The sequence below is a fragment of the Burkholderia sp. Ac-20344 genome (assembly GCF_017104975.1).
GTDB lineage: Bacteria > Pseudomonadota > Gammaproteobacteria > Burkholderiales > Burkholderiaceae > Burkholderia.
Window position 1 is genome coordinate 1 of record NZ_JAAGPP010000146.1, and the last position, 22233, is coordinate 22233.

Genomic DNA, 22233 nt, shown 5'->3' on the forward strand with positions numbered 1-22233 from the left:
TTGCCTGATGACCATAGCGAGTCGGTCCCACCCCTTCCCATCCCGAACAGGACCGTGAAACGACTCTACGCCGATGATAGTGCGGATTCCCGTGTGAAAGTAGGTAATCGTCAGGCTCCCTTAGCCAAGAACCCCCGCCCGAAAGGCGGGGGTTTTTGCATTGCGGCGACGGAAATGCATGGGGGATCGGGATGGCCGGCCTGGCCGGAACAGGCGCGTCGAATGCGTCGGCTCAAGCCTCCACCGTTCTCGTGCGATCTACCGCTTGGCGCCACTGGAATCTCCCGGCGCGCTCGGCTGAGCCCCACATCGATCAGCCTCGAAATCGGCCTCCAATTAGTGCACATCTCACGTCGATCCATTTATGGATCGCGTCGTAATGGCTGACGATGGGCGACATTTATCGAAAATTGCTGACATTTGATACGTCCAGGCGAAAGGCCTCCTGGACCATCCACCGATCCTCCGACACGTTGCGTCGACGTGATCGTCGGCGCCCCGCCGCCAACTCAGGCCCAAATCGTCACAGAAATCTATGCGCATAAAGTCCATTCGCGCGACATGTCCGGCAGAGCGAGGTGTAAGCCCTTCGGGGTAATATCGCCATTCGTCCCGATTCCCGGCGCTTCCAGGCACCCGCTGGCGGTCGGTGTCCCTCGTATTCCGTCTCACGCACCGTTCATGACTGACAACCCTGCCCAAGGTGGTCGGACGACCGACTTCTTGCCGTATCTCGTCGCCGCAACGTTTTTCATGGAGTACCTCGACACGACCGTGATTGCGACCGCGCTGCCGCAAATGGCGCGCTCGTTCGGTGTCGGGCCGAACGCGCTGAGCCTCGGGATGACGGCCTACATGCTGGCGCTGGCGGTGTTCATCCCGATCAGCGGCTGGATCGCCGACCGCTATGGTTCGCGCACGGTGTTCGCCAGTGCAATCGTCGTCTTTACCGGCGCATCGGTGCTGTGTGGATTGTCCGAGGGCGTCGTGACGTTCACCGCTGCGCGCCTGCTGCAAGGTGTGGGCGGAGCGATGATGGTACCGGTCGGGCGCATGATCGTCGTGCGCAGCACCGAGAAGGCGAAGCTGATGCGTGCGATCGCGACGATCACGTGGCCGGGCATCGTTGCGCCCGTCGTCGGGCCGCCGATCGGCGGTTTCATTACGACCTATGCGTCGTGGCGATGGATCTTCCTGCTGAACGTCCCGTTCGGCATTGCCGCCTTGGTCTGCACCTGGCTGATCGTCCGGAACACGCGGGCCGACGAGCAACGGCCGCTCGACTGGGTTGGTTTCGTGCTCGCCGGGGGCGCGCTGACCTGTCTGTTGATCGGCACCGAAGCGGCCGGCCAGCAGGACGTTCACTTTACGCGTGCGGCCGTCCTGGTGGGCGCAAGTGTGCTGTTCGGCATGGCCGCATGGTGGCACGCGCGACGTTGCGCACATCCGCTGCTCGACTTCACGACCTTGAAGGTGCCGACGTTCTCGGTGACGGTGATCACCGGTTCGATCACGCGGATGGCCATCAATGCCGTGCCGTACCTGTTGCCGCTGCTGTTCCAGATCGGCTTCGGGTTGTCGCCGTTCCAGTCCGGCCTGCTGCTGCTCGCGAGTGCGCTCGGCAATCTCGGGATGAAGGCGGGAACGTCGTGGATTCTCGACCGCTTCGGCTTCCGGCGTGTCGCGCTCGTCGACGTGACGATGGTCGGCGTCTTCACGATCGCATGCGGCTGGCTGACCGCATCGACGCCGCTGGCGATCACGCTGCTCGTCGTATTCGTCTACGGACTGACGCGGTCGATGCAGTTCACGACGCTCGCGACGCTGGCCTATGCGGATATCCCGGCTCAGCAGACAAGCGCGGCCAGCACGCTGTGGAGTGCGGCGCAGCAGATGACGATCGGGATGGGCATCGCGTTCGGTGCGTTGTCGCTGCGACTCGCGGCGTTGGTGCGTGGCGATGCGGTCGGCATGCACTACGTGCTCGACGACTTCCGCTGGGCGTTCGTCGGGGCAGGCGTGCTCGCGTTGCTGACGTTGCCGGGCTACGCACGGCTCGCCACCGATGCGGGAGACCGGCTGCGGGCAAATATGGCGCGCGGGTAGGCCGGGTCTCCCGCCGACTTTGTGCTGCGACAGGTGAGTATCTGGGCTCCCTGTCGCTCACTTGGAACGTCGATCCGACGTGCGGCGACGGTCTGACGGGAAGCGAAAACGGTCATCTGTCACGGCGGATGAGTGAACTGATCGCGCGGTGATACTCGTTCGCGAAGAACCGCGATCAACAACGTGCGATTGGCACGTCAGAAGCGCGGTATTGCCTGCGCGGATCCGCTTGCGTGACGGGGGGGCATCGCAGCGTCGTGTTCGTCTCGATCGCCGTCACTGGGCGTCATGGAAGATGATGCCGACCGTATGACGGTGGCCGCTGCGAATCCGGCAGACGCCGTGGCGCAGGTTGACGCGATAGACGCCGCGCGTTCCCTGCACGGGCCTGCCGTGCACGGCGAAGATGACTGCGTCGCCTTGCGTCAGCGGCACCACTTCCGCGCGCGACTGCATGCGTGGACGCTGTTCCGTCAGCACGAACTCCCCACCTGTGAAATCGCGGCCCGGAGCCGACAGCAGAATTGCGACCTGGAGCGGAAAGACGTGCTCGCCATACAGGTCCTGATGGAGACAGTTGTAGTCGTCGGGACCGTATTGCAGGATCAGCGGCGTCGGTCGCGTCTGTCCCGCTGCGTGGCAGCGATCGAGGAAGGTCGCGTGGTCTGCCGGATAGCGGACATCGATCCCGAGTGCCTTGTGCCAGCGATTCGCGATTGGCGCGAGATGCGGGTAGATCGTCGCACGCAGTTCCGCGATGACCGCGGGGAGCGGGTACGCGAAATACTTGTATTCGCCGCAGCCGAACCCGTGCCGCGCCATCACGACACGCGAGCGATACAGCGCATCGTGCGGATAGAGCGATGCGAGCGCCGCGCACTCGTTTGCCGGGATCAGGCCCGGCACGCGCGCGCATCCGTAGCGATCGAGATCGGCGGCGACGGTCGCCCAGTCGATCGCGTCGACGCGTTGCGCAATATTCAGCGATTCGACGGCAGGTTGCAGGTCGGCAATGTTCACGGGCGTACCTCGGTTCGTCAGCAATGGGGCGCCATGCAGCCGTGCGGAAGGCTTAGGCCACGTCGTCCGCACGGTTGAGCCCACGGTAAATATTGATGAGCCCAGTCTACGGATGTCCCTGCGCCGGCGCGCTCCAGATCTTGCGCTTCAATTCGGGAAAGGAGGAAGGTGAGCGCTCGCGATGGCATGGACGCACCGGATGCCTTGACGAGTCGAAATGGAAAAGCGGAGAAGCGAGTCTTCTACAGCAGGCGGTTCTACGTCGAGGACCGAGTCTGAACCCGCCTCACGCACCGCATTCCGGATACCTCCCAGCAGGCAGCCGGCTCCTGCCGGCCGCCCACCGCATCCCCGGTCACGCCACCGACCGGAACAGCCAATAGAGCCCGCCGGCAAGCACGATCGACGCCGGCAGCGTCAGCACCCACGCCAGCACGAGGCTGCGCACCGTGCCCCATTGCAAGCCCGATCCGTTCGCGGCCATCGTGCCCGCGACGCCCGACGACAGCACGTGCGTCGTCGACACAGGCAAGCCGTACACGTCGGCCGCGCCGATCGTGAGCATTGCGACGAGCTCGGCCGACGCACCCTGTCCGTACGTCAGATGCTGCTTGCCGATTTTCTCGCCGACGGTCACGACGATCCGCTTCCAGCCGACCATCGTGCCGAGGCCCAGTGCGATCGCGACCGCAACCTTCACCCAGGTCGGAATGAACTTGGTCGCGTGGTCGAGCTGCTTGCGATAGTTGTCGATCGCGAGCTTGTCGTCGGCGGCGAACGCGGGCTGACCGGACTTCTCGATCAGGCGGATTGCTTCGGACACCAGATACATCGTGTTGCGCACGTTGTCGACGTCAGGTTGCGGCACGGCCGCCATCGAGCCCGACGCGCCGACCGCGGTCGCGAGCGACGTGGACAATTGCTGCACGGCGGGGATCACGGCCGGCGTCAGTTCGCGATGCTGGACATAAAGCTCGACGTCGGCACGCGGGTTCGCGGACGGTGCGACGCCGTTCGCGTACTTCCCGAACGTCGCGGCCGCCTGGTTCGCTACCGCAACGAAGGTCTGCGTCTCGGCCGGCGTGACGGCCTTGTTCAGCGCATAGGCGGTCGGCACCGTGCCGATCAGGATCAGCATGATGAGCCCCATCCCTTTCTGGCCGTCGTTCGAGCCGTGTGCGAACGACACGCCCGTGCAGGTCAGGATCAGCAGGCAGCGAATCCAGAACGGCGGCGGCTGGTCCTTCGGCGGCGCCTTGTACAGTTCCGGAATCCGCACGACGGCCTTCAGCACGAGCAGCAGCAGCGATGCACACAGGAAGCCGACGATCGGCGAGAACAGCAGCGACTTGCCGACGCCGAGCGCCTGGCCCCAGTCGACGCCGCTCGTGCCGGACGGCCCGTGCAGCAGCTGGTTCATCAGCCCGACGCCGATGATCGATCCGATCAGCGTATGCGAGCTCGACGACGGCAATCCGAAATACCAGGTCGCGAGGTTCCACACGATCGCGGCGATCAGCAGTGCGAACACCATCGCGAAGCCCGCGCCGCTGCCGACCTGCAGGATCAGCTCGACCGGCAGCAGTTGCAGGATGCCGAACGCAACGGCGCCGCTCGAGATCATCACGCCGAGGAAGTTCCACAGGCCGGACCAGATCACCGCGACGTTCGGCGTCAGCGAGTGCGTATAGATCACGGTGGCCACCGCGTTCGCGGTGTCGTGGAAACCGTTGACGAACTCGAAGCCGAGCGCAATCAGCAGCGCGGCGCCGAGCATCAGGTACGGGAACAGCGATCCTTCGCGTATCGGCGACAGATCGTCGATCAGGTGCGTGGCGATGTAGATCGCACCGATCGCGAGCACCAGCAGGAACACGGCATAGCCGATCTGTCGGGTGCGCTCGACGGAGCCCGGATTGTGCGGGGCGGACGAAGCAGGTTGATTCATGACGGTATCTCGCAAGGGAACCGCGACCAATCCTAGCTTCGGCTAGCAGTCAGTTTGATGACAGCAGGGAGGACGAACGGCATGTCTTACAGCGACGTAAGGTGAGCATCGCCATGCGCTTGCGATTGCGATACGAAGCGACACGTCGGCTTGCGTCGTGGTCGATATTGCGAATGCAACGGCGCAGGAGGCTATGTGGCGGTGTCGCGGCGATCGTCGTCGGTGATCAACATCCATCCGTGCGGCGACGCAGCGAACGTCGTGCACGACAACGGTGCGACGTCGATGCGGCTCACCGCCTTGAGATCCATCCGAAGGGCATGCGCGACCGCCGCGCGAACGATCGGTGCATGCGTGATGGCGACGATGTCGCGGCCGTGTTGCAGCGCGTTCAACCATGTACCGACGCGGTGCATCGCTGCGTCGAACGACTCGCCGCCGTGCGGCGATGCGGACGGATCGCCGATCCACGCGCCCAGTTCGTCAGGCAAGTCCCGCGCGAGATCGTGCAGCCGCTTGCCGCGCCAGTGCCGGTAGTCGATGTCGCGCAGTGCGTCATCGATGTCGGCGCGCAGTCCGAGCGCATCGGCGGTCTGTACCGCACAGCGGGCCGGGCTGCACAGCACGAGCGAGCCCGCGATGCCCGGCCACCGGTCGCGCAGCGCCGCGGCTTCGGCGAGCCCGTGCGCGTCGAGCGGATCGTCGTCGGGAAACGTGCCGGTGCGCATCGCCCGGGTCGAGGCGTGTGCGATCAGGCGCAGCGAGGCATGCATGTTCATGTGGGTTTTCGGATGATCCGGGACGGACGCGCTCGTTCACCTGTCGCCGCTTCAATACGCGAACGTTCGCGCGTACAATTCGCCCGATACGAATCGCGGAAGCCGGTGCAATTCCGGCGCGGTCGCGCCACTGTAACCGGTGATCCATGATCCCGGAAGCCAGACCTGCCTTCGTACCCATCCAACATTTTTCGGGGCGCGATTCCCCTGAGGAGCATCCATGAGCGAAGCAGTGCTGAAGCCGGCGGTCGTGCCGGCACCCATCCCCGTCCGTGAACTGTTGCCGTGGGCCGTGTTCGTCGGCCTGATCCTGTTGCTCGCACTGTATTTCGTCGGTGCGGAACAAGGCGCGACGTCGCTCGTGCCGGGCATGTACGTCCACGAGTTCGTCCACGACGGCCGCCATCTGCTCGGCTTCCCCTGCCACTGACGCGGAGGTCACGATGGTCGGAAAGCTGCTCATGCGCGGGATGCTCGCAGGCATCGCCGCAGGCCTCCTCACGTTCGGTTTCGCGAAAGTCGTCGGCGAACCGCAAGTCGATCAGGCAATCTCCTTCGAAGAAAAAACCGAAGCCGCCCAAGGCGAAGCACCGGAACCCGAACTGGTCAGCCGCCACACGCAAGCCGGCCTCGGTCTGCTGACGGGCGTCGTGACCTACGGCGCAGCATTCGGCGGGCTGTTCTCGCTGGTCTTTGCGTATGCGTATGGGCGAGGCAGCCGTCTCCCGGCACGGCCGCTGGCTGCGTGGCTCGCGCTGGCGTCGTTCGTCGCGCTCGTGATCGTGCCGAACATCAAGTACCCGGCCAATCCGCCATCGGTTGGAGACCCCGACACGATCGGCTATCGCACGGGGTTGTTCTTCCTGATGATCGCGATCTCGGTCGCGACGATGGTGTTCTCGGTCAGCGTGCGCCGCCATCTGCTGGCGAAGCTCGGGCAGTGGAACGCGTCGATCGTCGCCGGGCTCGTGTTCGTCGCGATCATCGCGGCCGTGCAGATCGGGCTGCCGTCGGTCAGCGAGTTGCCGGCCGATTTCCCGGCGGCCTTGCTGTGGAAGTTCCGCGTGGCGGCCATCGGTATGCAGGTGATCATGTGGACGACGATCGGCCTGCTGTTCGGCGCGTGGGTCGAGCGCAGCGAACGCGCCGGCATGCGCGCGGCCTGACGCGCATGAGAACCGGGCGCGCCTAGCGCAGCATGCGCGGCGCGCTCCACGTCGATTCGCGCGCCAGCGCGACGAACGCGGCCAGATAGTCGATCGACGCATCTGCCTCGCGGATGCCGAGGAAGATCTGCTTCGCAATTCCCTTCTTGCCGAGCTTGACCGGCACGACCGGCATCCGGTCCGCGTATTCGTCGGCAAGCCATCTCGGCAGCGCGGCCACGCCGCGCCCGCTCGCCACCATCTGCAGCATGATGTCGGTCGTCTCGATCGACTTGTGCCGCCTCGGCACGATGCCGGCCGGCGTCAGGAACTGGTTGTAGATGTCGAGCCGGTCGGTTTCGACCGGGTAGGTGATCAGGATCTCGTCGGTCAGCTGCTCGGGCGTCACGTAGTCGGCGTTCGCGAACCGGTGCGAGTCGGCGACCACCAGCACCTGCTCGTAGTCGAACACAGGGTCGAAGCGCAGGCCCGGCTTGTTCAGCGGATCGGGCGTCACGAGCACGTCGATGTCATAGCCGAACAGCGCGCCGATGCCGCCGAACTGGAAGCGCTGCTTCACGTCCACGTCGACGTCGGGCCAGCGCGACAGGTACGGCGACACGACCTTCAGCAGCCACTGGTAGCACGGGTGGCACTCCATCCCGATACGCAGCGTGCCGCGCTCGCCCTTCGCGTACTGCTTCATCCGCTCCTCGGCGAGTTCGAACTGCGGCAGCAGCCGGTTCGCCAGCTTCAGCAGATACTGCCCGCCCTGCGTGAGCCGCAGGCCGCGACCCTCCCGATCCCAGATCGGCGTGCCGAGCTGCTGCTCGATTTTCCGGACGGTATGGCTGAGTGCCGATTGTGTGAGGTGCAGCGCATTGGCGGCCGCGGTCAGCGAGCCCTGACGCTCGACTTCACGAATGACGACGAGATGGAATCGTTCCAGCATGGATAGCGCTCGCGCAACAGATACATGAACAATTTTAATGGATGAATGAAATAATGCCATTTTATTTCATGGTTTGAAATCCCTATCATGGCTGCCGGATCTTCAAATTTCTTCTGGACGACAGCGCATGGTCACGACACACAACCTCGGTTTTCCGCGCATTGGCGCGAAGCGCGAACTCAAGTTCGGTCTCGAACGCTACTGGAAAGGCGAATCGTCGCGCGACGAGCTGAAGGCGCTTGGCGCCGAGCTGCGCCAGCGTCACTGGAACGACCAGCGCGACCTGGACCTTGCCCCGATCGGCGACTTCGCGTTCTACGACCAGGTGCTCGACATGAGCTTCACGCTCGGCAACCTGCCGAAGCGCGTGCAGGGCTTCCACGGCGATGTGCTCGACAACTATTTCCGCGTCGCGCGCGGCCGTTCGGCACAGTCGGCGGAAGAGCATGCCGCGTGCTGCGGCGGGGTCGCGGCCGGTGAAATGACGAAGTGGTTCGATACGAACTACCACTACATCGTGCCGGAATTCCACGCGGACACGAACTTCTCGCTCGACCCGTCGCGCCTGCTTCAGCAACTGGCGGAAGCGCAGGCGCAGGGCGTGGCCGCGAAGCCGGTGATCCTCGGCCCCGTCACGTACCTGTGGCTCGGCAAGGCGAAGGACGATTCCGACCGCCTCGCGCTGCTGCCGAAGCTGCTGCCCGTGTACGGCGCATTGCTGGATACGCTGACCGCGCAGGGCGTCGAATGGGTGCAGATCGACGAACCGATTCTCGTCACCGAACTCGACGCCGAATGGCAACAAGCATTCAAGACCGCATACGCTGCGCTCGAAACGCGCCGGGTCAAGGTGCTGCTCGCGACTTACTTCGGCCAGCTTCAGGACAATCTGGCGCTCGCGAGCGCGCTGTCGGTCGACGGCCTGCATGTCGATGCGATCAACGCACGCGACGAAGTCGACGCGCTGGTGCGTGAACTGCCGGCCGAGCGCGTGCTGTCGGTGGGCGCGATCAACGGCCGCAACATCTGGAAGACGGACCTGAACGCGACGCTCGACTGGCTGGAGCCGCTCGCGAAGCAACTGGGCGATCGCCTGTGGCTCGCACCGTCGTGCTCGCTGCTGCACGTACCGGTCGATCTTGCGAGCGAGGAGAAGCTCGACGCGGATATCCGCTCGTGGCTCGCGTTCGCGCTACAGAAGCTCGACGAACTGAAGGTGCTTGCAACCGCGCTGAACGAAGGCCGCGACAAGGTGGCCGATGCGCTGGCCGCGAACGCTGCCGCGATTCATTCGCGTCGTCACTCGCCGCGCGTGAACAACCCGGCGGTGAAGGCCGCGATCGCACGGATCGACGCGCAGCTCGGCAACCGCGTGAGCCCCTATACGCAGCGCGCGCCGAAGCAGTCGGCACGCCTGAACCTGCCGGCATTCCCGACGACGACGATCGGCTCGTTCCCGCAGACCGGCGCCATCCGTCACGCGCGCAGCCAGTTCAAGGCCGGCGCGTTGGACGCCGCCGGCTACCGGGCCGCGATGCACGCTGAAATCGAACGCAGCGTGCGCGAGCAGGAAGCACTGGAGCTCGACGTGCTCGTGCACGGCGAAGCCGAGCGCAACGACATGGTCGAATACTTCGGCGAGCAACTCGACGGCTACGCGTTCAGCCAGTTCGGCTGGGTGCAGTCGTACGGTTCGCGCTGCGTGAAGCCGCCGATCCTGTTCGGCGACATCAGCCGCCCGAAGGCGATGACGGTCGAGTGGATCGCGTATGCGCAGTCGCTGACGAACAAGCCGATGAAGGGGATGCTGACCGGCCCCGTGACGATCCTGAACTGGTCGTTCGTGCGCGACGACCAGCCGCGCTCGGTGTCGTGCTATCAGCTCGCGCTGGCGATCCGCGACGAAGTGCTCGATCTCGAGAAGGCCGGCGTGCGCGTGATCCAGATCGACGAGGCCGCACTGCGCGAAGGGTTGCCGCTGCGCCGTGCACAATGGGGCGAGTACCTGAAGTGGGCGGTCGAATCGTTCCGCATCGCCGCGAACGGCGTGCAGGACGATACGCAGATCCACACGCACATGTGCTATTCGGAGTTCAACGACATCATCGCGTCGATCGCCGACATGGATGCGGACGTGATCACGATCGAGACGTCGCGCTCGGACATGGAGCTGCTCGATGCGTTCGACACCTTCAGGTATCCGAATGAGATCGGGCCCGGCGTGTACGACATTCACTCGCCGAACATCCCGACGCAGGAACACATCGTCGGCCTGATGAAGAAGGCGGCGGAACGGATTCCGGCGGAACGCCTGTGGGTGAACCCGGATTGCGGCCTGAAGACGCGCCAGTGGGCGGAAGTGATTCCGGCGCTGACGAACATGGTCGCCGCCGCGAAGACGCTGCGCAACCAGGTGCAATAACGCGTGAATGTTGCGTGCCGGCCACCGCGATCGACGATCGGGCGGCCGGTGGCGTGGCGCATTCCGTGACGGGCTGGCCCGGTGTCACGGGCAGTGCGTGATCACGCGCGCTCGTGCGCGACGGTACCTGCGGGCGTCTCGGGTGAAGGCGACCCGGCAATGATGCGGCGTTCGCGTGCGAGGTCGAGCGACCGTGACAGCAGCCAGTACGCGGCACCCGCGACGACCAGGCCGACGAGCCACGCGATATCCACGCCGCCGAGCATCCGCGCGAACGGGCCGACGAAAATCTCGCGGCTCGCCTCGGCGTCGAAGATATGGAAGAACGGCACCATCGCAGCGAAGCCGACGAGATATGCGACGATGCCGCGCGGTTGCCACGCGCCGTAGAGCCCGTTCGGCATGAAGAAGTGCGCGATCGCATAGTGGCCGCGGCGCACGAAGAAATAGTCGACGAGATTCACTGCGGTCCACGGCACGAGGAAGTAGAGCATCAGCGTCAGGAACGTTTGCAGCAGTGCGATGCCGTTGCCGCGGATCGCGAATACGCAGGCGAGCACGAACGTGCTGATCGCGACGATCGATGCGACGCGCGCGCGGCGGGTCGGCCGGATCGGCACGATCGAATCGGCGGCGGTCAGTACGGTCAGCATCGCGCTGTACGCGTTGAGCGCGATGATCGGCAGGAAGCCGAGCAGCGACACGATCGCGATCAGCTTGCCGAGACCCGGCATGAGCGACGTGCCGACGTCGTTCATCGCGACCAGCGCATCGGCCGCGTGCAGTTTCTGCGCGAGCCACGCGCCGAGGCCGATCATCCAGGTGCCCGACAGCGACGCACCGGCGAAGATCACCGCGATCAGCTTCGCGCGGCTCGTGTCTTTCGGCAGATAGCGCGAATAGTCCGACACATACGGCGCATACGAAATGTTGTAGCTCGCGGCGATCGCGAATTGCGTTGCGAACGCGATCCAGTTGAAGCCCGGAGCGGCAACCGGTGCAACGGTGGCGGGTGCCGGCGTCGCATGGCCGAACGCAAGTGCGAGCGTTACGAGTGCATAGAGCGGCAGTGTCGCGATCAGCGCCCACGTGAAAGTCCGATGCATCAGGTCATGGCCGTAGATGGCGAGCAGCGCGCCCGTTGTCACAGCCGCGACGGCGACGAAGCCGCCGTCGATCCCGAATACGTTGTGCACGCCGTCGACCATCAGCGATACGTTGACGACGTTGAAGCCGACGAACACGAACAGCGTCGCGAGCAGCGCAACGATCACGCCGCGATAGCCGAACTGCGCGCGCGACTGGATCATCTGCGGCAGGCCCATCTCGGGCCCCTGCGAGCCGTGAAACGCCATGAAGAGGGTGCCGAACATGATCCCGAGCGCACCCGCGAGTGTCGTCCAGCCCGCGGACAGGCCCATGCCGGGCCCGACGAAACCGATCGAAATCGTGAAGAAATGGAAGTTGCCGAGGAACCAGAACGGGCCCTGGCTGGCGAGCTTCGCGTGGCGCTCGTGTTCGGGAATGTAGTCGATCGAATGATGCTCGATCGCCAGGCCGGCCGATTCGGTGCGGCCGAGATCGAAGGTGTCGGGGCGGTTCATGACGGCTTGTCTCCTTGGTCGCGCGCGGTTCAGGTGCCCGCGTGCGCCGGCCCGCCGCGACGCCGTCGTGGCAAGCGATGAACAGGGTGGGACTGGGAGGCGGTGCGACGCACCGCCGGGGCGTACAACGAAAAACGGGCAGGCGAGGTGCCTGCCCGTTGCGGGACGTTACGCGGTGCGCGCGCCGAGCGGCAGCGGCGTTTCGTTCCGGTTCACCGCGTCCGCATCGTCGATGCTCACGCGGCGCGAGATCAGCCACACGCACAGCGACGACAGGATTGCGGCGCTCGTGTACTGGAGCGCGAGCGGCCACCACTGCGGCGTGGTGTTCTGCGCGATGATGGTCGCGACGAGCGGCGTGAGGCCGCCGGCGAGCGCGCCGCACACCTGATACGCGATCGAGATCGCCGTGTAGCGGATGCGTGCGACGAAGATGCCGCTGACGAAGCCTGCAACCACCGAGTAGTAGCCCGATTCCGCGAGCGTCGCGAGGCCGACGCCGACCGTGATCGACAGCGGCGTGCCCATGTGCACGAGCGGCAGCATGACGAACGGGACGATCGCAGCCCATGCACCGGTGATCAGCAGCACGCGCGTGGTGCCGAAGCGCTGCGCGAGGAACGCGGCCGCGAGCTGCACGACGAATTGCAGCACGGCGACGATCGTCATGCAATGCAGCACCATCGACCGGTCGAGCGACAGGAACTGCGTCGCATAGCTGATCATGAAGATGTTGCTGAAATACACACCGGCGATGCCGTACACGTTCGCGCCGATCGCGAGCAGCAGCAGCGGCCAGTACTTGAGCGCTTCTCGCAGCGGTTTTTGCGCGATGTTGCCGCTCTTCCTGACTTCCTCGAACTCGGGAGATTCCGACACGCTCGCACGGATCACGAAGCCGACGATCAGCAGTACGGAACTTGCCAGGAACGGCACGCGCCAGCCCCAGCTCATCATGTCTTCCTTCGACAGTGTGCTGATCGCGCCGAACGCGAGCATCGACAGGATCAGGCCGCTCGCGCTGCCCAACTGCGCGAACGATGCGAAGAACGTGCGCTTGCCTTCCGGCGCATGCTCGCCGGCGAGCAGCACCGCGCCGCCCCATTCGCCGCCGACCGCGATGCCTTGCAGCACGCGCATCAGCACGAGCAAGACCGGTGCAATCACACCGGCTTGCGCATGGGTCGGCAGCAGGCCGATCGCGACGGTCGACACGGCCATCAGCATCAGCGTCGCGAGCAGCGAACGCTTGCGGCCGAAGCGGTCGCCGAGGTAGCCGAACATCACGCCGCCGAGCGGACGCGCGAAGAAGCCGACCGCGAACGAGCCGAACGACGCGAGCAGGCTGACGAAGCGGTTTTCGCCGGGAAAGAACAGCGGCCCGAACACGATGGCGGCGGCGGTCGCGTAGCTATAGAAGTCGTACCACTCGATCGTGGTGCCGACGAACGAAGCGAGCGCCGCCCGCTTCGGTTGTTTGACGGAAGTCCCCATCCTTGTGCGTGCTCCTCTGGAATCCTCTGATTTGGAATAGATGGCGGTGCCGGGATCAGTCGCGGTACGCGACGCCCGGCAGCACGCACAGCAGCTCGTACGCGAGGTTCGCGCCGAGCAGCGCCGTGGTGCCGAACGGGTCGTACGGCGGCGCGACTTCGACGAGATCGCAGCCGACGATGTTCAGCCCCTTCGCGCCGCGGATGATCTCGAGCGCCTGCGGCACCGTGAGGCCCGCGATTTCCGGCGTGCCCGTGCCCGGCGCGTAGGCCGGGTCGATGCCGTCGATGTCGAAGCTGATGTAGACGGGGGTATCGCCGATGCGTGCGCGCACTTCTTCCATCAGCGGCGCGAGCGACTTGTTCCAGCATTCCTCGGCCTGGACGACGCGGAAGCCCTGCTCGCGGCACCAGTCGAAATCCTCGGCCGCGTAGCCGGTGCCGCGCAGGCCGATCTGCGTGACCTTGTCGCCGTGCAGCAGGCCTTCCTCGACCGCGCGGCGGAACGGCGTGCCGTGCGCGATCTTTTCGCCCATCATCGTGTCGTTCACGTCGGCGTGTGCATCGACGTGGATCAATGCAACCTTGCCGTGCTTGCGGTGGATTGCGCGCAGGATCGGCAGCGCGATCGTATGGTCGCCGCCGAGCGTGATCGGCTTGCAGTCGTGCTCGAGGATCGCGTCGTACGCGGTTTCGATGCGCGCGATGGAATCGTGCAGGTTGTACGGATTGATCGCGACGTCGCCGATGTCGGCGATCTGCAGCGAATCGAACGGTGCGGCGCGCGTGGCCATGTTGTACGGGCGCAGCAGCACGGATTCGGTGCGGATCTGGCGCGGGCCGAAGCGTGCGCCGGTGCGGTTGGAGGTGCCGAGATCGAACGGCACGCCGACGAAACAGGCGTCGAGGCCTTCGGCGCTCGCCACGTGCGGCAGGCGCATCATCGTCGCGATGCCGCCGCAGCGCGGCATTTCATTGCCGCCGAGCGGTTGGAAATGGGTGGGGTCGTTCATGGGCTGCCTCTTCCGATGTGGGGTTGCCGTATCATGCGACGCGGCTTGTCGCACAGTTTTACGCGCTCCGCCGGGAAAGAAGAATGCGAAGATATCGACGTAAACATCGATTTCCATCGATGTATGGAAGGGGATGAATGTGCTGGGGAATCTGTCGACCCTCGATCTGCGGTTGATCCGCGTGTTTCTCGCGGTCACGGACGCGGGCGGCGTATCGGCCGCGCAGGCCGTGCTGAACGTCGGGCAGTCGACGATCAGCGCGCAGCTTTCGTCGCTCGAGACGCGGCTCGGCTACCGGCTCTGCGAGCGCGGCCGCAGCGGTTTCCGGCTCACCCCGAAGGGCGAGCGGTTCCACGCGATGAGCCGCAAGCTGCTCGCGGCGCTCGACGAATTCGGGATGGCCGCGCGGCACATGGACCGCCAACTGGTCGGCACGCTGCACATCGGCCTGATCGGCCATACGCCGGTGAGCCAGAACGCGCGGATCGCCGAAGCGATCGCCGCGTTCCGCACACGCGACGAGGCCGTGCGTTTCTCGATCTCCGTGCGCGCGCCGGGCGATCTCGAGGAGAAGCTGCTGAGCGACGAGATCCAGATCGCGGTCGGCTACTTCTGGCACCGCGTGCCGTCGCTGCACTACACGCCGCTGTTCATCGAGCGTCAGGTCGCGTACTGCGGGCGCGGCCATCCGCTGTTCGACGGCGCCGGCGCGCTGACGCCGGCCGACGTCGCGGGCTTCGAATGGGCGTGGCGCTCGTATCCGCTGCCCGAAGCGCAGATGTCGACGACGCCCGACCGCGTGACGGCGACCGCCGACAACATGGAGGCCGTCGCGCTGCTGATCCTGTCCGGCCACCACCTCGGTTACCTGCCGCAGCACTTCGCGGCGCCGTACGTCGCGCAGGGGCTGCTCACGCCGCTCAATCCGGAGCAACTGCGCTACGACGTGACGTTCCACATGGTCGTCGCGCGCAACGGGCGTGGCAATCCGCTCGTGGAAGCCTTTCTCGAGGATCTCGAACGCGCGCACCAGCCGCCGGACATCGCGTAGGCCGCCGGCCTCGACAATGTGAACGAGTGTTGGGGCTGCGCGGCCCGGCATGGCCCACATCGATCGGCGTCGAAGTGACGAACCGGGCGTCGGGTTCGGCTTGGGTGTGCCGTCCGCCCGCCGGCATCACGGCACCGGCAGCCCCGCGTCATGCTTGACCTCGCGCAGCGACAGCGCCGATTCGATCGACGTCACGCCCGGCAGCATCCGCAGCGATTCGCGCAGGAACGTGCCGTAGTCGTCGAGATCGCGCGCCACCACCTGCAGCAGATAGTCGGCGGTGCCCGCCACGTTGTGGCACGCCAGGATCCGCTCGATGCCGAGCACTTCCCGCTCGAAGCGGTCGGCGGTCTTGCGGTCGTGCGTCGCGAACCGCACGAGCACGAACGCAACGACGCCGAAGCCGAGCGCCTGGCGCGACAGCTGCGCGCGGTAGCGCTCGATGTAGCCGTCGTTTTCGAGGCGCTTCAGGCGCCGCGCGCAAGGCGTCTCGGAGAGGCCCACGGTATCGGCGAGGCGGGCGATCGGCAGGCGGCCGTCGCGCTGCACCGCGGCAAGAATGGCGCGGTCGGTCTTGTCGAGTTCAGTCATGTTGGCGGAATCCTTTTTCAGATTCTTGAATTGTGGCGGATTCCCCTACTGATCGCCAATCCGGAACGAAAGATGGCCAGTAATCCCTCGCACTCTGGCGGCAACATATCGCCGTAAGAGGACAGGGGCAGACCATGATTTCCACGCATTTGCTGTTGATTTATCTCGCCGCGCTGGCGGCCATCTATGCGGTGCCGGGGCCGGACATGGCGCTGGTGCTGCAGACCAGCATCGGTCGCGGCGTGCGGCCGGGGATGGCGGCGGCGGCCGGCCTGTCGCTGGCGCGCACCGTGCACGTGACGCTGTCTGCCTGCGGCGTCGCGGCGCTGATCCGCAGCGCGCCGTGGCTGTACGAAGTGATCCGCTACGGCGGCGCGCTCTATCTCGCCTATGTCGCGATCCAGGTGTTCCGTTCGCCCGTGTTCGCGCTCGGCGACGGCGATGCGGCGGCCGCGGCGGGCGAGCTGCGCCAGTCGTTCGTGAAGGGCTTGCTCACCAACCTGCTGAACCCGAAGGCGCTGCTGTTCTGCTCGGTGCTGCTGCCGCAGTTCGTGCGTCCCGAGGCCGGGCCGGTCGTGCTGCAGATGTTCGAGCTGGGCGCGCTGCTGGTGGCGGCCGGCGTGTGCTTCGACCTCGCATGCGTGTTCGGCGCGTCGCGGATCGCCGCGTGGATGCGTGCGCATCCGCTCGCGCAGACGGTGCAGCGCTGGACGTTTTCCGCGGCGCTGATCGGCTTTGCGCTGCGCCTGTCGATGGACTGAGTGCCGATGCGGCATCGCGCCGGCGCGGGTCGCGCGGCGCGACGCCGCACCGGATGAGGGCCGCGCGCAACGCCGGCCCGCGCGTGCGCCCCGTCGCAGAAGGACGTGCGCGCAAATCGTCTGACTGTTCTAAACTCCCTGTTGCTTCGCGCTGCGCGAACCCGACCGACCGAACGGAACCGTCTCCCGCCGGCCCTGTCCGATTTCCTGGCTGTTCCGTGCAACGCGGTACCAAGGAGGGTCTGAACATGGCAAGGCATCTTCACGCCGACCGTGAACCCCGAATCGTCGCCGAGTCCAAGTGTCTCGGCCCGTGCGATCCGGCAGAACGCATCCACGTCACGATCATGTTGCGGCGGCAGGAAGAAGGGCAACTCGATACGCTGCTTCACCAGCTCGCCACCGGCGACGCGCAAGCGAAACCGGTGTCGCGCGAAACCTTCGCGCAACGTTTTTCCGCCAATCCCGACGACATTCGCAAGGCCGAGGACTTCGCGCGTCGCCACCAGCTGACGGTCGATCGCGTCGATCCCGTTGAAAGCGTCGTCGTGCTGTCCGGCACGATCCAGCAGTTCGAAGCCGCGTTCAGCGTCAAGCTCGAACGCTTCGAGCATCAGTCGATCGGCCAGTATCGCGGCCGCTCCGGCCCGATCGCGCTGCCCGACGATCTCGGCGACGCCGTCACGGCCGTGCTCGGCCTCGACAGCCGTCCGCAGGCGCGGCCGCACTTCCGGCTGCGACCGCCGTTCAAGCCCGCGCGCGGCGGCCCGGCGGGCGTCACGTTCACCCCGATCCAGCTGGCATCGCTGTACGGCTTCCCGGCCGGTGACGGTGCCGGGCAGTGCATCGCGATCGTCGAGCTCGGCGGCGGCTACCGCGCGGCCGACATCCAGCAGTATTTCCGCGGGCTCGGCATCAAGACGCCGCCGACGCTCGTCGACGTGAACGTCGGTACCGGCCGCAACACGCCGACCGGCGACCCGAGCGGCCCGGACGGCGAAGTCGCGCTCGACATCGAGATCGCCGGCGCGATCGCGCCGGCCGCGAAGATCGCCGTCTACTTCGCGCCGAACAGCGACGCGGGCTTCATCCAGGCCGTCAACGCGGCCGTCAGCGACACGACCAACAAGCCGTCGGTGATCTCGATCAGTTGGGGCGGCCCGGAGGCGATCTGGCAGGCGCAGTCCGCGCAGGCGTTCAACCGCGTGCTGCAGGCGGCTGCCGCACAGGGCATCACGGTGTGCGCGGCATCCGGCGACAGCGGCTCGGGCGACGGGCTGCAGGACGGCGCCGATCATGTCGACTTCCCCGCATCGAGCCCGTACGTGCTCGGCTGCGGCGGCACGCAGCTCGACGCGCTGCCCGGGCAGGGCATTCGCAGCGAGGTCACGTGGAACGACGACGCGGCCGGCGGCGGCGCGGGCGGGGGCGGTGTCAGCACGCTGTTCGACCTGCCGGCGTGGCAGCAGGGGCTGACCGTCGCGCGCGCCGATGGCAGCAGCACACCGCTCGCGAAGCGCGGCGTGCCGGACGTCGCCGGCGATGCGTCGCCGCAGACGGGCTACGAAGTGTCGATCGCGGGCACGGCCACGGTGATGGGCGGCACGAGCGCGGTCGCGCCGCTGTGGGCCGCGCTGGTCGCGCGGATCAATGCAACGGCGAGCACGGCGGGCGGGGCGGCCGCCGGCTGGATCAACCCGGTGCTCTACAGGAACCCGGGTGCGCTGCGCGACATCACGAAGGGCTCGAACGGCACGTATGCGGCCGCGCAGGGCTGGGATGCGTGCACGGGCCTCGGCAGCCCGAACGGTGCGCAGCTCGCGGCGATCCTGACGCGCAAGCCGTCGAGCTGACGGCCGCGGTACACGGCTTTCCGTATGGCGCGGGCTTCCGGCCCGCGCCTTTTTCTCACCTCCAGGAGCAGCACGATGGGCATCGATTCCGCATCTTCCGGCGGCGTGTATCCGCTGCATCACGGCGACCACAATTCGCATGGCGTGCCGCCGACCGTCAACCCGGTCGCGCTCAGCCACGGCCGCGACCTGCCATTCTTCGATCCGGTTGCATACGGCAACGGCCCCGACGACTCGGTGACCGATACGACCGAGGCGGCCGCGATCACGCATCACACGATCCTGATCGACGGGACGCGCATCGCCTACACGGCGACGGCCGGCCACCTCGTGACGGTCGATCCGAGCAGTTCGCAGCCGGCCGCGAAGATCTTCTACGTCGCATTCACGGCCGACGGCGCGAAGGAAGAAACGCGGCCCGTGACGTTCTTCTATAACGGCGGGCCGGGCTCGTCGTCGGTGTTCGTGCTGCTGGGCTCGTTCGCGCCGAAGCGCATCAAGACGTCGATGCCGGGGTTCACGCCGCCCGCGCCGTACCAGATGGAAGACAACCCGGACAGCATGATCGACCACAGCGACCTGGTGTTCATCAACCCGGTCGGTACCGGCTATTCGGCGGCCGTCGCGCCGAACAAGAACCGCAACTTCTGGGGCGTCGACCAGGATGCGGATTCGCTGAAGCAGTTCATCAAGCGCTACCTGACGAAGAACAACCGCTGGAATTCACCGAAATACCTGTTCGGCGAATCGTACGGCACCGCGCGCAGCTGCGTGCTCGCGTACAAACTGCACGAGGACGGCGTCGACCTGAACGGCGTCACGCTGCAATCGTCGATCCTCGACTACCGGCAGGCCGGCAACCCGGTCGGCGCGCTGCCGACCGCGGCGGCCGATGCGTGGTATCACAAGAAACTCGGCGTCACGCCGGCGCCGACCGATCTCGGCGCGTTCGTCGAGGAAGTCGCGCAGTTCGCGCGCACCGACTACCTGACCGCGTTGCGCACCGTGCCGCATGCCGACCCGGCCGCCGTGAAGAAGCTGTCCGACTATACGGGTATCGACACGGCGACGCTGCAGACCTGGGGGCTCGACATCGCGGGTTACAACGCGCGCGGCAATTCGCTGTTCCTGACGACGCTGCTGCAGGCACAGGGCCTCGCGCTCGGTTCGTACGACGGCCGCGTGACCGGGATCTCGTCGGGCATCGCCGGCAAGATCGACCCGAATTCGGGCGGCAACGATCCGACGATGACGGCCGTGTCGGGTGTCTATACGGCGATGTGGAACAGCTACCTGAACGAGCAGCTGAAGTTCACGTCGAATTCCGCGTTCACCGACCTGAACGACCAGGCGTTCCAGAACTGGGATTTCAGCCACATCGATCCGACCGGCGCGCAGCAGGGCATCGATGCGCAGGGGAACGTGATCCTCTATACGGCCGGCGATCTCGCCGCGGTGATGGCGCTGAACGTCGACCTGAAGGTGCTGTCGGCGAACGGCTTCTACGATTTCGTCACGCCTTTCTACCAGACCGTGATCGACCTGCAGCAGATGCCGCTCGAGGATCAGAAGGTGCGGCAGAACCTGTCCGCGCGTTTCTATCCGTCGGGGCACATGGTGTATCTCGACGGTGGTTCGCGCACCGCGCTCAAGCGCGATCTCGCGACGATGTACGACGCGACGGTCAGCGATACCGGCGCGCGGATGCGGATTCGCGCACTGCAGGCGTCGAAGACGGGCGGGCACGCGTAGCGGAGCCCGTCGGCAGGGCGCCGCGCGCAGCCGTGACGGTGCGCGCGGCGGTATTGTCCGGCCTGGGCGGCCGGCTTATGCAGTCGGCCAGTCGAACGGCGTGTACGGCAGCGCGCGCTTGTGGCGCGAAGCATCGTAGAAGCGCAGCACCGTTTCGTACACGTTGTCGGCGACGCGCTTGCCTTCGAGGAAATCGTCGATCTCGTCGTAGGTGACGCCGTACGCGTGTTCGTCGGGACGCAGCGGGCGCAGTTCCTCGAGGTCGGCCGTCGGCACCTTCATCACGATCAGTTCCTCGCCGCCGAGCGCACGGGCCACCGCGCGCACGCGACGCTTGTTCAGCCCCGCGAGCGGCAGGATGTCCGCGCCGCCGTCACCGAACTTCGTGAAGAAACCCATCAGCGACTCGGCTGCGTGATCGGTGCCGATCACGATGCCGCGCCGCGCGCCGGCCACCGCGTACTGCGCGATCATGCGCTCGCGCGCCTTGACGTTGCCATGCACGAAGTCCTGCTGGGCCGGCGTCTCGAACGCATGGCCGGACGCGACCAGTGCGCCGAGCATCGCGTCGGCGGCCGGCTTCACGTTGACGGTCAGTTCCTCGTCCGCGCGCACGAACGCGAGCGCGCGCTGTGCATCGGCTTCGTCGTTCTGCACGCCGTTCGGCAAGCGCATGGCGATGAAGCGGGCGTCGTAGCCGCCGGCGCGCAGCTTTTCGACCGAAAGCTGTGCGAGCCGGCCGGCCGTCGACGAATCGACGCCGCCGCTGATGCCGAGCACGTAGGTCCGCAGGCCGGTCGAACGCAGGTATTGCGCGAGGAACTCGACGCGGCGGGCGATTTCGGCCTCGGCGTCGAAGTGCGGGGCAACGTTCAGTTCGGCAATGATCGCGCGTTGGCGGCTGGCGTAATCGGCGGATGTCATGAAGGGAGTTCCGGAACGAAATTCGAGGCGCCCATCATAAGCGCAATCGCGGCGCGGTGCCGCGCCGGGCGTGCGATCCGGCGATTTCGCGTTGCTTCGGCGAGACGGGCTGCATCGCCGTGGTGCACGGTGCGCCGGGCGGGTGCAGGATGCCGAGCGACGGGGGTTCGCGCGCCGGCATTCGATGCGCGGGGCGGCCGGCGTTTGTACGGCCCCATGAGTGCGCAGACGGGCGGGCGCGTCAGCGCCGCGCGAGCACGACGCCCACCAGCGCGAGCGCGAAGCCGGCGAGCTGGATCGCCGCGAGTGTCTCGCCGAACAGCCAGTAGCCCTGCAGCGCGGCCAGCGGCGGCGCGAGGAACAGCAGCGACGTCGCGCGCGCGGCGTTGCCGCGCCGCAGCATCCACATCAGCATCGTGACCGCGCCGCCGGACAGGAACACGACACCCCATACGAGCGACACCCACAGCGCCGGCGCGCCGATCCAGCGCGTCTCGTGCAGCAGCGCGACGAAGAGGGCCGCGACGATGGCCGCACCGAAGTTCTGGATCGCAACTGCCGTGCGCAGGTCGCTTCGCGCGAGCTTGCCTTTCTGGTACAGCGAGCCGGCGGTGATCGACCCGACCGCGAGGACCGAGACGGCGACGACGAGCCACGCAGGCGCGGCGCCCGGCGGCGGCGCGACACCGCCGATGACCTTCGGCGCCAGCACGAGCGCGACGCCGGCGAGCCCGAGCGCCATCCCGAGCCAGCCGCGCGCGGGCAGGCGCTCGTTGAACAGCGGGACGGCGAGCACGGCGGTGGCGAGCGGCTGCAGCG

The 22233-nt window shown here is 66.4% G+C and carries 18 protein-coding genes, 1 rRNA gene and 1 riboswitch; of the genes, 9 read left to right on the forward strand and 10 right to left on the reverse strand.

The genetic code is table 11. The features are described from left to right. The first annotated feature begins 3 nt into the window (after positions 1-3). Both rrf and G3N64_RS32060 read left to right on the forward strand, forming a co-directional pair. A 5S ribosomal RNA gene (rrf, locus tag G3N64_RS32055) occupies positions 4-116 on the forward strand. Between the two features lie 565 nt (positions 117-681). Beyond that, complete coding sequence (locus tag G3N64_RS32060) at positions 682-2106, forward strand: DHA2 family efflux MFS transporter permease subunit (RefSeq protein WP_205787756.1); 1425 nt, start codon at positions 682-684, stop codon at positions 2104-2106. 276 nt (positions 2107-2382) lie between these two features. Here the strand turns inward: G3N64_RS32060 and G3N64_RS32065 are convergent, their stop codons facing one another. From G3N64_RS32065 to G3N64_RS32075, 3 genes are all read right to left on the reverse strand, one after another. Beyond that, complete coding sequence (locus G3N64_RS32065; RefSeq protein WP_205787757.1) at positions 2383-3126, reverse strand: 2OG-Fe(II) oxygenase; 744 nt, start codon at positions 3124-3126, stop codon at positions 2383-2385. Between the two features lie 355 nt (positions 3127-3481). Continuing rightward, positions 3482-5074 carry an inorganic phosphate transporter gene (locus G3N64_RS32070; protein WP_205787758.1) on the reverse strand — a complete coding sequence of 531 codons (1593 nt, stop codon included), beginning with the start codon at positions 5072-5074 and terminating at the stop codon, positions 3482-3484. Between the two features lie 191 nt (positions 5075-5265). Further along, the gene (locus tag G3N64_RS32075; protein ID WP_205787759.1) at positions 5266-5853 is read right to left on the reverse strand and encodes a histidine phosphatase family protein; all 588 of its coding nucleotides are present in this window, start codon (positions 5851-5853) and stop codon (positions 5266-5268) included. 45 nt (positions 5854-5898) lie between these two features. Beyond that, a riboswitch (cobalamin riboswitch) is annotated at positions 5899-6041 on the forward strand. Positions 6042-6073: 32 nt separating this feature from the next. Between G3N64_RS32075 and G3N64_RS32080 the strand changes: the two genes are divergently transcribed. Both G3N64_RS32080 and G3N64_RS32085 read left to right on the forward strand, forming a co-directional pair. Beyond that, a complete protein-coding gene (locus tag G3N64_RS32080) occupies positions 6074-6283 on the forward strand; it encodes a CbtB-domain containing protein (protein ID WP_006488502.1) in 210 nt (69 codons plus the stop codon). Positions 6284-6296: 13 nt separating this feature from the next. After that, entirely contained in the window at positions 6297-7019 is a 723-nt protein-coding gene (locus G3N64_RS32085) for a CbtA family protein (protein ID WP_205787760.1), read from the forward strand. 22 nt (positions 7020-7041) lie between these two features. Here G3N64_RS32085 and G3N64_RS32090 read toward each other — a convergent pair whose 3' ends face one another. Next, positions 7042-7950: a LysR family transcriptional regulator gene (locus tag G3N64_RS32090; protein WP_085042537.1), complete on the reverse strand. Its 909-nt coding sequence runs from the start codon at positions 7948-7950 to the stop codon at positions 7042-7044. A gap of 127 nt (positions 7951-8077) precedes the next feature. Here G3N64_RS32090 and metE point away from each other — a divergent pair, with 127 nt between their 5' ends. Beyond that, complete coding sequence (gene metE / locus G3N64_RS32095; protein ID WP_205787761.1) at positions 8078-10372, forward strand: 5-methyltetrahydropteroyltriglutamate--homocysteine S-methyltransferase; 2295 nt, start codon at positions 8078-8080, stop codon at positions 10370-10372. Between the two features lie 101 nt (positions 10373-10473). Here metE and G3N64_RS32100 read toward each other — a convergent pair whose 3' ends face one another. The 3 genes from G3N64_RS32100 to speB all read right to left on the reverse strand — a co-directional run bounded on the left by G3N64_RS32100 (position 10474) and on the right by speB (position 14482). Then, positions 10474-11976 carry a cytosine permease gene (locus tag G3N64_RS32100; protein ID WP_205787762.1) on the reverse strand — a complete coding sequence of 501 codons (1503 nt, stop codon included), beginning with the start codon at positions 11974-11976 and terminating at the stop codon, positions 10474-10476. Between the two features lie 168 nt (positions 11977-12144). Next, positions 12145-13470, reverse strand: coding sequence for an MFS transporter (locus tag G3N64_RS32105; protein WP_205787763.1), 1326 nt, complete (start codon positions 13468-13470; stop codon positions 12145-12147). 55 nt (positions 13471-13525) lie between these two features. Then, on the reverse strand, positions 13526-14482 hold the full coding sequence (gene speB, locus G3N64_RS32110; RefSeq protein WP_205787764.1) for an agmatinase: 957 nt from the start codon (positions 14480-14482) through the stop codon (positions 13526-13528). 139 nt (positions 14483-14621) lie between these two features. On the opposite strand from speB, the gene G3N64_RS32115 reads away from it, so the two are divergent. After that, the gene (locus G3N64_RS32115) at positions 14622-15533 is read left to right on the forward strand and encodes a LysR family transcriptional regulator (RefSeq protein WP_043181461.1); all 912 of its coding nucleotides are present in this window, start codon (positions 14622-14624) and stop codon (positions 15531-15533) included. Positions 15534-15659: 126 nt separating this feature from the next. Here G3N64_RS32115 and G3N64_RS32120 read toward each other — a convergent pair whose 3' ends face one another. After that, positions 15660-16124 carry an Lrp/AsnC family transcriptional regulator gene (locus G3N64_RS32120; RefSeq protein ID WP_011353982.1) on the reverse strand — a complete coding sequence of 155 codons (465 nt, stop codon included), beginning with the start codon at positions 16122-16124 and terminating at the stop codon, positions 15660-15662. A 134-nt stretch (positions 16125-16258) separates the two neighbouring features. Between G3N64_RS32120 and G3N64_RS32125 the strand changes: the two genes are divergently transcribed. The 3 genes from G3N64_RS32125 (at position 16259) to G3N64_RS32135 (ending at position 20490) form a co-directional block, all read left to right on the forward strand. Beyond that, entirely contained in the window at positions 16259-16885 is a 627-nt protein-coding gene (locus G3N64_RS32125; RefSeq protein WP_205787765.1) for a LysE family translocator, read from the forward strand. A gap of 248 nt (positions 16886-17133) precedes the next feature. Next, positions 17134-18738 carry a S53 family peptidase gene (locus G3N64_RS32130; RefSeq protein WP_205787766.1) on the forward strand — a complete coding sequence of 535 codons (1605 nt, stop codon included), beginning with the start codon at positions 17134-17136 and terminating at the stop codon, positions 18736-18738. 75 nt (positions 18739-18813) lie between these two features. Further along, positions 18814-20490 (forward strand): peptidase S1, encoded by a 1677-nt coding sequence (locus tag G3N64_RS32135; RefSeq protein ID WP_205787767.1) that lies wholly within the window; start codon positions 18814-18816, stop codon positions 20488-20490. 75 nt (positions 20491-20565) lie between these two features. On the opposite strand, the gene nadE is transcribed toward G3N64_RS32135, so the two are convergent. Together nadE and G3N64_RS32145 are read right to left on the reverse strand one after the other, a co-directional pair. Beyond that, positions 20566-21414 carry an ammonia-dependent NAD(+) synthetase gene (nadE, locus tag G3N64_RS32140; protein WP_085042524.1) on the reverse strand — a complete coding sequence of 283 codons (849 nt, stop codon included), beginning with the start codon at positions 21412-21414 and terminating at the stop codon, positions 20566-20568. Positions 21415-21655: 241 nt separating this feature from the next. Then, positions 21656-22233 (reverse strand): DMT family transporter (locus G3N64_RS32145; RefSeq protein WP_205787768.1); only part of this gene is annotated, 578 nt, incomplete at its 5' end.

Coding starts and splice junctions, on each gene's coding strand:
- metE (WP_205787761.1), top strand. CDS start 8,078: ATGGTCACGACACACAACCTCGGTTTTCCGCGCATTGGCGCGAAGCGC.
- G3N64_RS32070 (WP_205787758.1), bottom strand. CDS start 5,074: ATGAATCAACCTGCTTCGTCCGCCCCGCACAATCCGGGCTCCGTCGAG.
- G3N64_RS32080 (WP_006488502.1), top strand. CDS start 6,074: ATGAGCGAAGCAGTGCTGAAGCCGGCGGTCGTGCCGGCACCCATCCCC.
- G3N64_RS32130 (WP_205787766.1), top strand. CDS start 17,134: ATGGCAAGGCATCTTCACGCCGACCGTGAACCCCGAATCGTCGCCGAG.
- G3N64_RS32075 (WP_205787759.1), bottom strand. CDS start 5,853: ATGAACATGCATGCCTCGCTGCGCCTGATCGCACACGCCTCGACCCGG.
- G3N64_RS32125 (WP_205787765.1), top strand. CDS start 16,259: ATGATTTCCACGCATTTGCTGTTGATTTATCTCGCCGCGCTGGCGGCC.
- nadE (WP_085042524.1), bottom strand. CDS start 21,414: ATGACATCCGCCGATTACGCCAGCCGCCAACGCGCGATCATTGCCGAA.
- G3N64_RS32100 (WP_205787762.1), bottom strand. CDS start 11,976: ATGAACCGCCCCGACACCTTCGATCTCGGCCGCACCGAATCGGCCGGC.
- speB (WP_205787764.1), bottom strand. CDS start 14,482: ATGAACGACCCCACCCATTTCCAACCGCTCGGCGGCAATGAAATGCCG.
- G3N64_RS32085 (WP_205787760.1), top strand. CDS start 6,297: ATGGTCGGAAAGCTGCTCATGCGCGGGATGCTCGCAGGCATCGCCGCA.
- G3N64_RS32060 (WP_205787756.1), top strand. CDS start 682: ATGACTGACAACCCTGCCCAAGGTGGTCGGACGACCGACTTCTTGCCG.
- G3N64_RS32120 (WP_011353982.1), bottom strand. CDS start 16,124: ATGACTGAACTCGACAAGACCGACCGCGCCATTCTTGCCGCGGTGCAG.
- G3N64_RS32090 (WP_085042537.1), bottom strand. CDS start 7,950: ATGCTGGAACGATTCCATCTCGTCGTCATTCGTGAAGTCGAGCGTCAG.
- G3N64_RS32135 (WP_205787767.1), top strand. CDS start 18,814: ATGGGCATCGATTCCGCATCTTCCGGCGGCGTGTATCCGCTGCATCAC.
- G3N64_RS32105 (WP_205787763.1), bottom strand. CDS start 13,470: ATGGGGACTTCCGTCAAACAACCGAAGCGGGCGGCGCTCGCTTCGTTC.